We start from the raw sequence: 15,253 nt of genomic DNA on the forward strand, positions 1-15,253 counted from the left end.
GCATCCGGGGAAACGACAGCGCTGGTCGCGCGCTCGCAGGTGCCGGCGGGAACCCGGGCACGGGCTGAGACGCGGGCGCGGGTGCCAGCGGGTACGCGGGGGAGGGCGCGCCGCCGAACCCCGGGGTCGTTCCGGCCGGCGGCGGACCGTAGGGATACGGCTGCGGCGCGGCCTGGGGGTACCCGTACCCCTGTGTCATCATCACGTGCTCCGGAACCTGACGCGGCGGCGGGGCGGAGGTGACGGCGCGGGCGGTGTCCACCACGAACGGGTCGCCGAGCTGGTCCTCACTCGCACCGAGGTCGAGGCGCTCCACATAGGAGAGGAGCGTCTGGTCCAGGCCCTCGTAGCGCATGCGGCAGTCGAGGTAGACCAGCACACCGCCCGTGCTCTGCACCACGATCGTGATCGCCTGCAGGATCAGCAGGAGCACCTGCGGGGCGAGGAGGGCGAAGACGTAGCCGATCACCGCACTCGGCTCGCTGGCGCCGGTCGGCGCGATCACGGTTCCGAGGAACGACGACACCAGCGCCGTGGGGATGCTCACCACCTGCATCGCCAGCCCCATGATGAGGCTGATCAGGAACGTCACTCCGAACGCGACCCAGAACCGGCCGCGCGTCAGACGCCACGACCGCACGAACGCGTCGCGGAAGCGCGCGCGCTCCAGCACCAGGATCGACGGGACGAGAAGCAGCTTGGTGGTCAGCCATATGGTCAGGGGGATCGCGGCGATCGCCAGCAGGACCACCACGATGATCACGATGCCGATCAGCTCCGGCGTGCCGCCCAGACCGCCGGCGGTGAGTGCACCGATGATGGCGACGACGATCGCGATGCCGCCGAACATCGCGAGCACCGAGAGCGATGCGAAGCCGGCGAGCCGCCAGAACGCGGGGAGCATGCGGCGCCAGAGCATGCGCAGCGAGGCCTTCCGCCCGACGGCGGCGTACCCGATGTCGGCGGCCACCACGCCCTGCATCATCGCGGTGAAGGCGATCGACGCGAGCCCGACGATCAGCCCGGCGATCACATTGATGGCGATCGTGCCGGCGAGCACGGCCTCGAAGTCGGGCGACGAGGGAGACACCGTCTCGAGGCGGGTGAAGGTGGTGAACAGCACGACACCCATGACACCGGCGGTCGCGATGACGACGACGAACTGGATCACGACGGCGAACCCGAACAGCACCTTCGGGTTGTGGCGGAGCGCCGCGAAGGCCTTGCCGAGCAGCATGCCGAACGTCAGCGGATGAAGGGGGATGATCCCCTTCTTGGGGGCTGGGGTCCACGTCTGGCCGCTCACGGGCCTCCCTCCGTCGTGCGCTCCCATCGTGTCATATCCTCGCGGTGAGGCGCAGACCTGCGGAGGGCGGTACTCGGTGCCATAAGGTAACAGTTATGACCTCACGCATCCTCGTGGTCGACGACGACACGGCGCTCGCCGAGATGATCGGCATCGTGCTGCGCACGGAGGGCTTCGAGCCGGTCTTCTGCGCGGACGGCGCGCGCGCGGTCGACGAGTGGCGCGCACAGCGTCCCGACCTGGTGCTGCTGGACCTCATGCTCCCCGGCATGGACGGCATCGAGATCTGCACGCGGATCCGGGCGGAGTCCGGGGTGCCGATCATCATGCTCACGGCGCGCAGCGACACCGCGGACGTGGTGCGTGGCCTCGAAGTGGGCGCAGACGACTACATGGTCAAGCCGTTCAACCCGAAGGAACTGGTCGCCCGCATCCGCACCCGGCTGCGCCCGACCCCGCAGACCACCAGCGAACAGCTGCGCATCGGAGACCTCACGGTCGACGTCGACGCGCACGAGGTCCGCCGGGGCACCACGCCCATCGCCCTGACGCCGCTGGAGTTCCAGCTGCTCGTGGCCCTCGCCTCCAAGCCGCAGCAGGTGTTCTCGCGCGAGATGCTGCTCGAGCAGGTGTGGGGCTACCACTACAAGGCCGACACCAGACTGGTGAACGTGCACGTGCAGCGGCTGCGCGCGAAGGTCGAGCTCGACCCGGACAACCCGAAGATCGTGATGACCGTGCGCGGTGTGGGCTACCGCGCCGGCAGCGTCGCCTAGGCGCACGATGGCCGCGACGACAGCGACCACGGCCGTCGCTGTGCTGCGCGACTGGCGTGGCTGGCCGGCCGTGATCTCGGCGCTGTGGCGGCGGTCGCTGCGGTTCCGCACCCTGGCGATCACCCTGGTCGCGACCTCGCTGGCGATCTTCATCACGTGCGTCACCATGGCGCTCGTGATCCAGAACGACCTGTTCGTCTCCCGCAAGAACGTCGCCCTGGAGGACGCGCGCCGCGCGGTCGACCAGGCGCAGAGCATCCTCGACGTGGCCGAGGTGGGCGACGACCCCGCGGCGCTCACCGACCTGTGGAACAGCATCCCCGACACGCTGGCGCGCACGTCCAGCGCCGATCAACTGGCCGGGTTCAAGATCGAGGACGAGCCGGGAGGGGTACGACTGAACGGCTTCACGGCCGGCCTCACCGCCAACCTCCTCAGCCCCGAGCTGAAGACGAGGGTGGAGGAGCTCGACTACGTCCAGGCGTGGCAGTCGGTCGCGCTGCCGGTCGAGGACGGGGGAGAGGTTCCCGGCATCATCGTGGGGCAGCAGCTCCAGGTGCCGGAGGCCGGCCCGTTCGCGATCTACTTCGCGTACGACCTGGCCGATGCCGATCAGACGCTGGTGTTCGTGCAGCGCACGCTGTGGATCGCCGGGATCGGCCTGGTGGCGATCGTCGCCGCGATCTCGTGGATCGTGCTGCGGACGGTGTCGACGCCGATCGTGCAGGCCGCGGAGACCAGCGCGCGCCTCGCCGCGGGCGACCTCGGCGTGCGGCTGGAGGTGCACGGCGAGGATGAGCTTGCGACCCTCGGCCGGTCGTTCAACGCCATGGCCGACAGCATCGAGGCGCAGATCAAGGAGCTCGGGGAGCTGTCGATGGTGCAGCAGCGCTTCGTGTCGGACGTCTCCCACGAGCTCCGCACGCCGCTGACGACGATCCGTCTCGCCGCCGACATGCTCAACGACCACCGCGACGAGTTCGACGCGACCACCGCCAGGGCGACCGAACTGCTGCACGCGCAGGTGCAGCGCTTCGAGACCCTGCTGTCCGACCTGCTGGAGATCAGCCGGTACGACGCGGGATCCGTGCAGCTGGAGCTCGAGGCGACGAGCCTCGCGCACCTCGCGGAAGACGTCATCGAGCAGATGCGGCCGCTCGCCGACGGCCGCGGCTCGGAGCTGCGGCTCGTCGCACCGGGCGGCTACTCGCCGGTGGACATGGATCCGCGCCGGGTGCGTCGAGTGCTGCGCAACCTGGTCGGCAACGCGATCGAGCACGGCGAGGGCCGGCCGATCGTGGTCACCGTCGACAGCAATCAGCACGCGGTGGCGGCGGGTGTACGCGATTTCGGCCTCGGCATGGACCCGGCCGACGCCGAGCGCGTGTTCGACCGGTTCTGGCGCGCCGATCCCTCCCGGCAGCGCACGATCGGTGGCACGGGGCTCGGACTGTCGATCGCTTTGGGCGACGCCACCCTGCACGGCGGTACGCTCGCGGTGTGGTCCGAGTTGGGCGTCGGGTCGAACTTCGTGCTGACCATCCCTCGCCACGACGGTGTTCTCGACGGGCCGAGCCCGGTCCCGGTGGAGCCTCAGGAGCCGCTGGCGGAACTGGGCGACGCGACGCAGCCGATCTCGATCGCGGAGATGTACTCGGAGCTGCTCGAGGGGAGGGAGGAACCGTGAGCGCACGCAGGTCTCGACGTCTCGCGCTCGCCGCCGCCCTGGGCATCGTGGCGCTGCTCCTCCCCGCCTGCGCCGGTCTGCCCACGAGCGGCGATGTCGCGGTGGGTCTCAAGCTCGGCGAGTCGCCGCAGGATGTGGACGTCCTCCCCGTCGCCTCCGGTCCCATCGCCGGAGCCGGTCCGGAGGAGATCGTCGAGGGCTTCCTGGAGGCCGGGATCACGACGTCGGACAACTGGGACACGGCGCGCGAGTTCCTCGCCCCGGCGCTGCAGCGCAGCTGGGCACCGTCGGCGGGCGTGTCGATCGACGTCGGCCCCGAGGCGCGGACGCTGTCGTCCACGGTGCCGGAGGACGAGGTGGAACAGGCGGACACCGCCGAGGTGCAGGTGCAGCTCGACCTGGTGGCGAGCGTCGACGGGGCGGGTGCCTACAGCGGCGCGCCCGGCGACTCCAGCGTCCCCTTCGCGCTGGAGCGCATGGACGACGGCGAGTGGCGCATCACCCAGGCGCCCGACGGCATCGTGATCGACGAGGCGCGGTTCCCGAAGGTGTTCGAGGGGTATCCGCTGCAGTGGTTCGACTCCTCGTGGTCGCGCCTCGTGCCGGACATGCGGTGGTTTCCCCGACGCCAGAGCCCGGCGACGACCGTCACGCAGGCGCTCGTGAGCGGAACGCCGTCGGAGTGGCTGGACCCGGCCGTGCAGACCGCGTTCCCCGCCGACGTGCAGTTGGCGCAGGACGCGGTGCCGATCACCGGACAGGTGGCTCAGGTCGCTCTGACGCGTCCGGCGTCCGGACTGGACCAGACCACGCTCGCCCGCATGCGCACGCAGTTGCAGTCCACGCTGAAGGCCGCCGGGGTGAACGTCACGCAGGTGCGCTTCAGCGTCGACGGCAGGTCCCTCGACGCGGGGGTGGTCGAGCTCGCAGGCACCCCGGCGGACGTCGGGACGCTCGTCCTGCGGAACGGCGAGTTCGGGCGGATCGTCGGCGACGAGATCTCCCCGATCCCGGACATCAGCGAGCAGATCGTCGCGATCCCGCAGCCGATCCTGGCGATCGACGTCGGCATCGACGACTCCTACGCGGTCGTGCAGCTCGACGACGGTCACGTGTACCGGGTGGCGAAGTCCGGACGCGATGAGTTGGACGCGCGCGCCGGTCTGGTCGAGCCGTCTCTCGACCCCTTCGGCTACGCGTGGTCCGTCCCGGAGGGTGATCCCCAGGCGGTGCAGGCCTCGGGGAGTGATGCGGCCCCGCACGCCGTGGCGAACGCCTGGCCGAGCGCCTCCTCCATCTCCGACCTGCGAGTGTCGGCGGACGGTGCCCGGGTCGCCGCGGTGATCGTGGTCGGCGGGCAGCGGTGGGTCGTGGTGGCGGCGATCGTGCGCGACTCGGCGGGCGTGCCGACCGAGCTCGGCGACCTCGTGCAGCTGTTCCAGCTCCCGGAGCCGTCCACCGGGCTCGTGTGGCTCGGGCCCGACCGGCTCGCCGTGCTGGCCTCTCCCAGCAGTCCGCGGCTCGTGCTGCAGACCGTGGGCGGGCCGGGGTCGTCCGAGACGGCGCCGGTCGATGCGATCTCGATCTCCGGCGCGCGCACGCCCGCGGGTGTGCGGATCCTCGGTGCCGCCGGTCAGTTGTACGCGCACGCAGGATCGGCGTGGCGCGAGGTCACGGAGGGCATCACGGTCCTGGCGACCCGGGCGGGGGAGTGACCTCTCCTCCACGGTGACGGATCTCGCGGTGCGGCCCGCGGGTCGTGCTCGCGACGACCGCCGCGGAGCGGGCCCCGGAGACACCATGAAGGCATGCCCGTGCCCTCCGCTCTCCGTTCCGTCGTGCTCGAGGCGGCCGCGCTGCTGCTGTCGGCGGTCTGCGGCGGGTGCGGCCTGCCCGGGCACGCTGCTGTGCGACGTCTGTCGAGCCGAGCTGATCCCCGACCCGCGGGCGGTGCGCACGCCCGAGGGCCGGAACGTCCACGTGGCGCTGACCTATCAGGGCGTGGCAGCGCGATGCCTGCGCCGCCTCAAAGACGAGGGCGAGACCCTCCTCGCGCGCCCGCTGGGGTCCGCGCTGGCTGCCGTGCTCGGGCCCGCGGTGAGCCACGGAGCCCTCGTCGTGCCGGTGCCGACGTCGCGCCGTGCGTTCCGGCGCCGCGGCTTCCGGGTGCCCGATCTGCTGGTGCGGCGGGCCGGGGCGAGCACCACGCGGGCGTTGCGCTGGACCAGGGCGGCGCATGACCAGCGCAGCCTCGGCGCGATGGAGCGGCGCGACAACGTCCGCGCCGCGATGCGTGCCGTCGCGGACGGGCGCGGCGCGGCCGTCGTCGTGGTGGACGACGTGGTCACCACCGGAGCGACCCTGGACGAGGCCGCGCGGGCGCTCGAGGAGGTCGGGTACGAGGTGATCGCGCTGGTCGCGCTCGCCGCCACGCCGACGAACGCGGTATCCGGATGAGGTTCATCGGAGACTCACCGGGGACACAGGGCCGACACCCGTGACTTCCGTCGCCGGTCGGACTACGGTGGGGTGTCACAAGGCGACCACGGTCCGCCCTTGGCCGGGAGGACCGGGACAAGGAGGCAGCAATGGAAACGAGTATCGTCGGCGTCGGGGTGGGTATCACCGATCGCTTCCGCACCGTCGTCGAAGAGAAGATCGCCAAGATCGAGACTCTCGCAGCCAAGGCGCAACGTCTGGACGTCAAGGTCACCCACCGCGTGTATCGAAACGGGCGCGTTCCCGATGAGACGGTCGAGCTGACGCTCATCGGCAAGGGTCCCGTGGTCCGGGCCGAGGCGGTCGACGGCGACAAGTTCGTCGCGCTGGATCTCGCGGTCGACAAGATGACGGAGCAGTTGCGCCGCGCGAAGGAGAAGCGCGTCGACGGACGCCAGCACCCGCGCGGCCCGCACTTCGAGAAGGGCAGCGGATCGCTCGAGGGCATCGATGTGCAGCCGGCATCGGTCGAGGTCCTGCACGCCGTCGCGACCGGCAGCATCCCCGTGCAGAACGACGAGGAAGAGGAGTACTCGCCCGTCGTCATCCGCACCAAGAGCTTCGATGCGGAGTGGATGACCGTGGAGGAGGCGGTCGACCGGATGGAGCTCGTCGGGCACGACTTCTTCCTCTTCGTCGATGCCCGCACCGACCATCCCAGCGTGGTGTATCGCCGCAAGGGCTGGGACTACGGCGTGATCGCGCTGAGCACGCAGGCACCGCCGGCGGAGGCACTCGCCTCCTGAGCTCGGCAGACGCACGAACGGCCCGATCCATCGCGGATCGGGCCGTTTCGCGTGGTCAGGGGTGCGTCAGTCGAAGATGCCGTCGAGGATGCTGCCGATGACGAGTCCGCCGAGGATGCCGGAGGCGAGGTCGCCGCCGCCCATGCCACCACCCCGGCGCGGACCGCCGCCCCAGCCGCCGCCGCCCCAGTCCTGGTCCTGCGGGCGCGAGGAGTCGATGTCGCGCTGCGCGAGCTGCAGCGCCTCGGCGGCGAGGTGCGCGACCCGTCGCGCCTGCACGAGCGCGGCCTCTCGGGTGTCCTCCGCCGGCAGGAGGTCGCTCAGGTCGACGCGCAGGCGCTCGGCCTCGGCGAGTCGTGTGCGCGCATCCGCCCCGATCCAGCCGCGGTGTCCGGCGATCAGGCCGCGTGCCACGCCCAGCTGACGGTCCGCGTCGTCGATCGCGTGCTGTACCTGGGCGAGCGACGGCAGCGGATTCTCGGCGCGGTGCCTGGCCTTGGCGATGGCGTCGTCGAGCGCCGAGTTGGCCTCGCGCAGTCGCGACAGCTCGGCGAACGGATCATTCGGCTGGCCGGCCGGGGTCAGCGAGGCGAGCGCGGCCTGCAGCGCCGCCACCGCCTCGGCGACCGCGGGCACCGCGGGGGCGTTGCGGGCGGCGATCAGGTCGCCGCGGGAGTCGGCGATGACCTCGGCGAGGGTGGACTCGGCGCGGAGGGCTTCGATCTCGAAGTCCTCGACCGCGTCCAGCAGTGCGGCGGCTCGCCGCGTCGCCTCGGTCGCGGTCTCGAGGGCGAGGTTGGCTTCCTCGTTCTGCTTGGCCTCGCGGCGTCGCTCGGAGATGTCGGCGCTGTGGGTGGCGAAGCGGATCAGCTGCTGCGCCTCGGCGGCGCTCGCCGTGATCTGGTGCATCGCCGAGTCGGCGTAGCGCGCGGAGAGGCGGGAGACCGTCTCGTCCGTCTGGGGGATCCGCGCGGCGAGGGCCTCGGCGTCGGCGCGCACCTGGGCGATGATCTGGGGTGCGCGGCGCACCTTCGCGACCGACTCCGCGAGGACGGTCGTCTTCTCGTCCAGAAGGTCTTCGGCCCAGTCGCACAGCTGCAGGATGCGCGCGTTGCGGGTGCGCAGCTCCTCGGCGGTGTCGGGGATCTCGTCGTGGTTGAGCTGATGAAGCTGGAACGCCTCGCGCAGGTGCGTGCGCACGGAGGTCAGGGCGGCCTTGAGGTCGGCGGTCAGGGACTCGCCCAGCTCGGCCTCGGCGAACACGAGCTCATCGGCGGTGGTGCGGATGCGCTCGTCGGCTCCGACGAGGGCCTGCTCGGCACGCCGTGCGAGGTCGGCGTCCTGAGCGGCGAGTTCTTCCTGTTCGCGTTTGCGTCTACCCCAAAATCCAGCCATGAGGCGATCCTAGTTTCCCCGGTGACCGCGCGGGCTGAGCATCCGCTCCAGGCGAACGTGCCGTACGACCGCGGCGGTCTCAGGCGACGGGTTCGGGCCGACGCTGCTGCGCGGCTCCGGCGGGGCGGCCGCGCTTGGGCCGCTCGGTCGCGAGACCGAGCGCGAGCTGAGGATGCGGGTGTGCGGCGAGACGGCGCTCGGTGTGCTCCAGCCACCGCACCTCGGCCTCGGCCGCGAAGATCATGGAGTCGGTCACGAGCGACCAGGCCAGAGCCTCCGCGCTGTCGGCGTCGTGACCGGTGAAGGCGGCGTCGCGCAGAGCCGCGAGCCGGCGCTCAGAGGACGCGCGCTGCGCGCGGATGACGTCGGCGGCGTCGACCCCGGGGAGCGTCGCCGCCATCGCGACCTTGACGGCGAGCTCTTCGCGCGCCGGTTGGATCCGCTCGACGGGGTCGGACAGCCAGCGGGCCACCTCGGCCGATCCGTCCGGCGTGATCCGCCAGTACACGTGGCCGTGCTCGTCGGCGTCGCCCCGCTGCACCATGCCGTCGCGCTCGAGTCGTTCGAGCGTGTTGTAGATCTGTCCCACGTTCAGGGTCCAGGTCGACCCCGTTCGACGGGCGAACTCGTGACGGAGCTGGTACCCGTAGCAGGCGCCCTGATCGAGGATGGCGAGCAGGCTGTGGCGGACGGACATGGCCGGACTCCTCTGCGTGACGGACGGAAGCATGCCGAGTATATGCATACTCGGCAACACCGCCGCGGCGCGGCACGATATGCCGTGCAGGCGACGCGCAGGTCACAGACCGGTAACATGGCAAAGTATGCCTGGCGATCGCCTCTCGGCGGCCGGCAAGGACCCAATGACAGGGAGAGACATCCGTGGCCAATCCTCTTGAGAAGCTGCTGCGCGCCGGTGAAGGACGCATCATCCGTCGCCTCAATCAGGTGGTCAAGGCCGTGAACGCCCTGGAAGACGACATCTCGGAGCTCACGGACGACGAGCTCCGCAACGAGACGGCGGAGCTCCGCGCGCGGTACGAGAAGGGGGAGACCCTCGACCAGCTCATGCCGGAGGCCTTCGCGGCAGTGCGCGAGGCGGCCAAGCGGACCCTGGGCATGCGCGCCTACGACGTGCAGATCATGGGTGGCGCGGCGCTCCACCTCGGCAACATCGCCGAGATGAAGACCGGTGAGGGCAAGACCCTGGTTGCGACCTTCCCGGCCTACCTCAACGCCATCGCCGGCAAGGGCGTGCACGTGATCACCGTGAACGACTTCCTCGCGAACTACCAGGCCGAGCTGATGGGACGCGTGTACCGCGCCCTCGGCATGACCACCGGCATCATCGTCTCCGGGCAGACTCCGGCGGTGCGTCGCGAGCAGTACGCCGCCGACATCACCTACGGCACGAACAACGAGTTCGGCTTCGACTATCTGCGCGACAACATGGCCTGGCGCAAGGAGGATCTCGTCCAGCGCGAGCACTTCTTCGCGATCGTCGACGAGGTCGACTCGATCCTCATCGACGAGGCCCGGACGCCGCTCATCATCTCCGGACCCTCCTCGGGGGAGGCGAACCGCTGGTTCGCGGAGTTCGCCAAGATCGCCCGCACGCTCGAGGCCGGTGTGGACTACGAGGTCGACGAGAAGAAGCGCACGGTCGGTGTGCTCGAGCCGGGCATCGAGAAGGTCGAGGACTACCTCGGCATCGACAACCTCTACGAGTCGGCGAACACTCCGTTGATCTCGTTCCTCAACAACTCGATCAAGGCGCTCGCCCTGTTCAAGCGCGACACCGACTACGTCGTGATGAACGACGAGGTCATGATCGTCGACGAGCACACCGGACGCATCCTCGTGGGCCGCCGTTACAACGAGGGCATCCACCAGGCGATCGAGGCCAAGGAGGGCGTGCCCGTCAAGGCCGAGAACCAGACGCTCGCGACGGTCACCCTGCAGAACTACTTCCGCCTCTACGAGAAGCTGGCCGGCATGACCGGTACGGCCGAGACCGAGGCCGCGGAGTTCATGTCCACCTACAAGCTCGGCGTCATCCCGATCCCGACCAACCGGCCGATGATCCGCAAGGACCAGTCCGACCTGGTCTACAAGAACGAGACGGCGAAGTTCGCCCAGGTCGTCGAGGACATCGCGGAGCGGCACGCCGCCGGCCAGCCCGTGCTCGTCGGCACCGTCAGCGTCGAGAAGAGCGAGTACCTGTCGCGGCTGCTGGCCAAGAAGGGCATCAAGCACGAGGTCCTGAACGCGAAGAACCACGCGCGTGAGGCCGAGATCGTCGCGCGCGCCGGCCGCCTCGGGGCCGTGACCGTCGCCACGAACATGGCCGGGCGCGGTACCGACATCATGCTCGGCGGCAACGCCGAGTTCCTCGCGGTGCAGGAACTGAAGTCGAAGGGCCTCGACCCGGTCGAGACCCCCGACGAGTACGAGGTCGCGTGGGACGAGACCTACGAGGCCATGAAGGCCGTGGTCGCGGAGGAGGCCACCAAGGTCATCGAGGCCGGGGGACTGTACGTCCTCGGCACGGAGCGGCATGAGTCCCGCCGCATCGACAACCAGCTCCGCGGTCGTTCCGGTCGTCAGGGCGACCCGGGTGAGAGCCGGTTCTACCTCAGCCTGACCGACGACCTCATGCGCCTGTTCCAGTCCGGCGCCGCCGAGGCGATCCTGGCCCGAACCAACTTCCCCGACGACGTGCCGATCGAGTCCGGCCTGGTCTCCCGCGCGATCCGCAGCGCCCAGTCGCAGGTCGAGGCGCGCAACGCCGAGATGCGCAAGAACGTCCTCAAGTACGACGACGTGCTGAACCGGCAGCGCGAGGCGATCTACGCCGACCGTCGCCACATCCTGCAGGGCGACGACATCGCCGACCGGGTGCAGCACTTCATCGAGGACGCGATCAGCGGCGTCGTGCGCGACCACACCGGCGAGGGTCACAACGAGAGCTGGGACTTCGACGCGCTGTGGACCGAACTCAAGACGCTCTATCCGGTCGGAGTGACCATCGACGAGGTCGTGTCGGAGGCTGCGGGCCGCAAGGGCGGGATCACCGCGGAGGGTCTCACGCGCGAGCTGCTGTCCGACGCGAAGATCGCGTACGAGAAGCGCGAGGAGTCGCTGGGCGAGGCCGCCACGCGTGAGCTGGAGCGCCGTGTGGTGCTGCAGGTGCTCGACCGCCGCTGGCGCGACCACCTCTACGAGATGGACTACCTGAAGGACGGCATCGGCCTGCGCGCCATGGCCCAGCGCGACCCGCTCATCGAGTACCAGCGCGAGGGGTACGCGATGTTCCAGTCGATGATGGGGCAGATCAAGGAGGAGTCCGTCGGCTACCTCTACAACCTCGAGGTCGAGGTGCGCCGCGTCGGCGATGCGCAGACCGCGGAGGTCGAGGCGAAGGGCCTCGCCACCGACGGGGGCGAGCAGCGACTGGAGTACTCCGCCGCGAACGACGCCGGCGAGGTCGAGGTGCGCAACGACCGCGGGCAGGTGCAGCAGGCGGCGACCGACCGCCTGCGTCAGGCGGCCGCACGGGCGCAGACACCCCCGTCCGCCCCCGAGGAGGAGGCGCCGCGCGGCGCGTTCGGCCAGCGCACCGAGGCCCCCGCACCGGCCGCCGGCAACCGCGAGCAGCGTCGGGCGCAGGGCAAGAAGAAGAAGTGACCCGAGCAGGGTGAGAGGAGGGCCAGTCCGTGCGGATTGGCCCTCCTTTCGTCCCTGTAGGCTTGATCGATGACACCATCGCGCACCTTCGACCAGTCGTCGAAGCTCAAGAACGTCCTGTACGAGATTCGCGGAAACGCCCTCGTCGAGGCGGCGCGACTGGAGGCAGAGGGCCACCGGATCCTCAAGCTGAACACGGGCAACCCCGCGATCTTCGGCTTCGACGCCCCGCATCAGATCGTGCACGACATGCTGGCAGCCCTCCCCACGGCGCACGGCTACAGCGACAGCAAGGGCATCATCTCCGCGCGACGCGCCGTGGTGAGCCGGTACGAGCAGGTCGAGGGCTTCCCGCGGTTCGACCCCGACGACGTGTACCTCGGCAACGGCGTGTCCGAGCTCATCACCATGACCATGCAGGCGCTGCTCGACGAGGGCGACGAGGTGCTGATCCCGACGCCCGACTATCCGCTGTGGACCGCCATGACCAGCCTCGCCGGTGGCACGCCGGTGCACTACGTGTGCGATGAGAACAACGGCTGGCAGCCCGATCTGGAAGATCTCCGGTCCAAGATCACGCCGCGGACCAAAGCCATGGTCATCATCAACCCGAACAACCCGACCGGTGTCGTGTACTCGCGCGCGGTGCTGGAGGGCCTGGTGCAGATCGCCAGGGAGCATCAGCTGCTCATCCTGTCGGACGAGATCTACGACCGCATCCTGTTCGACGATGCGGTGCACATCCCCACGGCGACCCTCGCGCCCGACCTGCTGTGCCTCACGTTCAACGGCCTCTCGAAGACGTATCGCGTGGCGGGCTACCGCTCGGGGTGGATGGTGATCACGGGGCCGCAGGACCATGCGAAGGGCTTCATCGAGGGCATCACACTGCTGGCGTCGACCCGGCTGTGCCCGAACGTACCCGCGCAGCACGCCGTGCAGGCGGCGCTCTCCGGGGTGCAGTCGATCGATGCGCTGATCGCGCCGACCGGTCGCCTGCACGAGCAGCGGGACATCGCATGGGAAGGCCTGGAGGCGATCCCGGGGGTGACGTGCGTGAAGCCCCAGGGGGCGCTGTACGCCTTCCCGCGTCTCGACCCCGAGGTGCATGAGATCCGCGATGACGCGAAGCTGGTGTACGACCTGCTGGTGTCGGAGCACATCCTGGTCGTGCAGGGCACCGGATTCAACTGGCCGAACCCCGATCACCTGCGGTTGGTGACCCTGCCAGAGCCGCGAGTGCTGAGCGAAGCCGTCGAGCGACTGGGGAACTTCCTCTCGAGCTACCGCCAGTAGGCGCGGCGACGGCGGGCGCGGGGGAGAGCGACAGCGCGAGTCGACGCACCCCCGCGACGAGGGCGGAACGCGGTGTGAGGTCGGCCATGGGCCGCGCGTGCAGCAGGGCCGCGTCTGCCGCGCGCTGGTCGAACGGCAGGAAGACGATGTCGGTGATCCCGGCGAACCGTTCGAGAGTCCGGCGGACCTGTCCCCGGGCGTCAATGCCGAGCGGCCCGGGGCGTACGGCGTTGACCACCACCGTGATGGGCGTGGAGCCGACGAGTCGGCGGACCTCGGCGTGGTCTCGGAGGAAGCGGCTGATGCCGACCGGGTCGGCGGCCGCGACGGCCACGATCCGGTCGGCTTCGGCGAGGGTCGCCGCGGTTGCCGCGTGGCGGCGAGGGCCGACCAGATCGTAGGTCGCCTCGTCGTCGGCGTCGACCGCGGCTGCCACGTCGACCACCGTCTCCTCCGCCCACTCCCGGCAGGCCGCGAGGAGGACGTGGAGTCGATGCGCCGAGAGTTCGGGCCAGCGAGTCGGACGATTGATGCCGCACAGCACGTCGAACTCCACACCGCCCGCGCCGACGCGTGCCGCCAGCCTGGCGAGCTCGGCGCTGTCGAGTGCCGCGGTCTCCGCGCGGCGGCAGGCAGCGGCGATTCCCGGGGCGTCGTCGCCGAGCCCGAGGAGAAGCGCGAGCGAGGGAGCGACCGTGTCCGCATCCAGCAGCGCTGTGCGGCGGCCCGTGCGCGCCAGCTCCACGGCCAACTGGATCGCGACCGTCGAGCGGCCGGGAGCTCCCTGGGGCCCCCAGACCGCGATGATCCTCGGGGAGGCGCTCCGAGGCGTCTCGGCGACGGCGGGCGAGGCCTCCGCGTGGAGCGCTGCCGCCACCTCCCAACCGGGGGCGTCCGTGCGCAGCGCCGACGGAAGGCCGAGTCGTGCCAGGAGACGACTGTCGGAATCGCCGAGCGCCACGATACGGACACCCGCCCGGTCACATGCGGCGATCAGGTCCGGAGTCAGCGCGTCTCGCGAGGCGGGAACGATCACCGCATCCACGCCGGCGTGAAGATGCTCGCGAACGCTCGACGGACCATCGATGGCGACCGCGTCCACTCCTTCCAGGAGGAGCTCGGCGGCGAGCTGGTCCGCCCGATCCTTCGGGAGCGCGACCAGGACCATCACGATCCGGCACCGACAGGGATCACGGAGAGCGCGGCGCCCCCGGTGGCGGCCGCGAGCACGTCGGCGACGTCGGTCCGGTCGACGACGATCTCCACCTTCGTGCCGCTCTCCGCCAGCATGCCGTCGTCTTCGAGGACCGTCCGCACCACCGCGTCGCCGACGAGGACGCGCGGGGCGTCGAACGTCCTGCCGTCGTCTCTCGCGGGTACCTGCCACACCTCGACGTCGGCGCCGGGGCCGATCGAATCGGGGATCGCGGTCGTGGTCTCGATCACGACGGTGGTGGTGCGGTCGTCCTTCTCGTCGGCCACCGCGGACCGGGGGAGCAGCTCGCCCTTCGTGAGGGTGCGCCGCGCGATCTGCCCCGGCTCGAGCCGACCTGGACCCACGTACCGATCCGTGAGTGCGCCGATGCTGACCTGGGCCACCTCGAAGTCGTCAGCGGTGAGAACCTCGCCGCGCGCGATGGTCCGTCGCGCCTGCAGGAGCGGTTCGGTCCGGTCGGATGCCGCGACGAGCAGCCATACCCCGGCGATCGAGATGACGACGAGGGCGATGCCGACCAGGAAGCGCAGGTCGGCGCGGAAAGCCGGGCGCGGACGCGAGTGGGAAGCCATGGCGATATCGTCACAGAACCGCGGAGAGGGCTCGCGGAGTTATCCACATACGCGGGACACCCGCCTCCGTCGG

At 70.3% G+C, this 15,253-nt stretch carries 12 protein-coding genes; 7 read left to right on the forward strand and 5 right to left on the reverse strand.

What is annotated here, in order from left to right; translation table 11 throughout:
- Positions 1–1,306, reverse strand: a 1,306-nt coding sequence (locus DW297_RS12555; protein WP_240744614.1) for a hypothetical protein, incomplete at its 3' end; no start/stop codon positions are given.
- 95 nt (positions 1,307–1,401) lie between these two features.
- On the opposite strand from DW297_RS12555, the gene mtrA reads away from it, so the two are divergent.
- From mtrA to hpf, 5 genes are all read left to right on the forward strand, one after another.
- Entirely contained in the window at positions 1,402–2,082 is a 681-nt protein-coding gene (mtrA, locus tag DW297_RS12560) for an MtrAB system response regulator MtrA (RefSeq protein ID WP_136032889.1), read from the forward strand.
- Positions 2,083–2,089: 7 nt separating this feature from the next.
- On the forward strand, positions 2,090–3,769 hold the full coding sequence (mtrB, locus tag DW297_RS12565; RefSeq protein WP_136032890.1) for an MtrAB system histidine kinase MtrB: 1,680 nt from the start codon (positions 2,090–2,092) through the stop codon (positions 3,767–3,769).
- Positions 3,766–5,484, forward strand: coding sequence for an LpqB family beta-propeller domain-containing protein (locus DW297_RS12570; protein WP_136032891.1), 1,719 nt, complete (start codon positions 3,766–3,768; stop codon positions 5,482–5,484). The genes mtrB and DW297_RS12570 overlap by 4 nt, the downstream gene beginning before the upstream one ends.
- A 235-nt stretch (positions 5,485–5,719) precedes the next feature.
- Complete coding sequence (locus tag DW297_RS12575) at positions 5,720–6,226, forward strand: ComF family protein (protein ID WP_240744615.1); 507 nt, start codon at positions 5,720–5,722, stop codon at positions 6,224–6,226.
- 131 nt (positions 6,227–6,357) lie between these two features.
- On the forward strand, positions 6,358–7,014 hold the full coding sequence (gene hpf / locus DW297_RS12580) for a ribosome hibernation-promoting factor, HPF/YfiA family (protein WP_136032892.1): 657 nt from the start codon (positions 6,358–6,360) through the stop codon (positions 7,012–7,014).
- A gap of 66 nt (positions 7,015–7,080) precedes the next feature.
- Here the strand turns inward: hpf and DW297_RS12585 are convergent, their stop codons facing one another.
- Both DW297_RS12585 and DW297_RS12590 read right to left on the reverse strand, forming a co-directional pair.
- Positions 7,081–8,409 carry a hypothetical protein gene (locus tag DW297_RS12585; RefSeq protein WP_136032893.1) on the reverse strand — a complete coding sequence of 443 codons (1,329 nt, stop codon included), beginning with the start codon at positions 8,407–8,409 and terminating at the stop codon, positions 7,081–7,083.
- A gap of 79 nt (positions 8,410–8,488) precedes the next feature.
- A complete protein-coding gene (locus tag DW297_RS12590; RefSeq protein WP_136032894.1) occupies positions 8,489–9,106 on the reverse strand; it encodes a PadR family transcriptional regulator in 618 nt (205 codons plus the stop codon).
- A 185-nt stretch (positions 9,107–9,291) separates the two neighbouring features.
- Here DW297_RS12590 and secA point away from each other — a divergent pair, with 185 nt between their 5' ends.
- Positions 9,292–12,096 (forward strand): preprotein translocase subunit SecA, encoded by a 2,805-nt coding sequence (gene secA / locus DW297_RS12595; RefSeq protein WP_136032896.1) that lies wholly within the window; start codon positions 9,292–9,294, stop codon positions 12,094–12,096.
- 69 nt (positions 12,097–12,165) lie between these two features.
- Positions 12,166–13,392, forward strand: a complete 1,227-nt coding sequence (locus DW297_RS12600; RefSeq protein ID WP_136032898.1) for a pyridoxal phosphate-dependent aminotransferase — start codon at positions 12,166–12,168, stop codon at positions 13,390–13,392.
- Here the strand turns inward: DW297_RS12600 and DW297_RS12605 are convergent.
- Both DW297_RS12605 and DW297_RS12610 read right to left on the reverse strand, forming a co-directional pair.
- The gene (locus tag DW297_RS12605; protein ID WP_136032900.1) at positions 13,283–14,560 is read right to left on the reverse strand and encodes an AAA family ATPase; all 1,278 of its coding nucleotides are present in this window, start codon (positions 14,558–14,560) and stop codon (positions 13,283–13,285) included. The two genes, DW297_RS12600 and DW297_RS12605, sit on opposite strands and share 110 nt — an antisense overlap.
- Entirely contained in the window at positions 14,560–15,180 is a 621-nt protein-coding gene (locus DW297_RS12610) for an SAF domain-containing protein (protein WP_136032902.1), read from the reverse strand. The genes DW297_RS12605 and DW297_RS12610 overlap by 1 nt, the downstream gene beginning before the upstream one ends.
- Between the last annotated feature and the right edge of the window lie 73 nt (positions 15,181–15,253).

The organism is Microbacterium sp. PF5 (assembly GCF_004794315.1).
GTDB classification, from domain to species: Bacteria; Actinomycetota; Actinomycetes; order Actinomycetales; family Microbacteriaceae; genus Microbacterium; species Microbacterium sufflavum.

Bases quoted from the DNA above. Each gene is read 5' to 3' on its own strand.
- mtrA (WP_136032889.1), top strand. From the start codon at position 1,402: ATGACCTCACGCATCCTCGTGGTCGACGACGACACGGCGCTCGCCGAG.
- mtrB (WP_136032890.1), top strand. From the start codon at position 2,090: ATGGCCGCGACGACAGCGACCACGGCCGTCGCTGTGCTGCGCGACTGG.
- hpf (WP_136032892.1), top strand. From the start codon at position 6,358: ATGGAAACGAGTATCGTCGGCGTCGGGGTGGGTATCACCGATCGCTTC.
- DW297_RS12585 (WP_136032893.1), bottom strand. From the start codon at position 8,409: ATGGCTGGATTTTGGGGTAGACGCAAACGCGAACAGGAAGAACTCGCC.
- DW297_RS12590 (WP_136032894.1), bottom strand. From the start codon at position 9,106: ATGTCCGTCCGCCACAGCCTGCTCGCCATCCTCGATCAGGGCGCCTGC.
- DW297_RS12600 (WP_136032898.1), top strand. From the start codon at position 12,166: ATGACACCATCGCGCACCTTCGACCAGTCGTCGAAGCTCAAGAACGTC.
- DW297_RS12605 (WP_136032900.1), bottom strand. From the start codon at position 14,560: ATGGTCCTGGTCGCGCTCCCGAAGGATCGGGCGGACCAGCTCGCCGCC.
- DW297_RS12610 (WP_136032902.1), bottom strand. From the start codon at position 15,180: ATGGCTTCCCACTCGCGTCCGCGCCCGGCTTTCCGCGCCGACCTGCGC.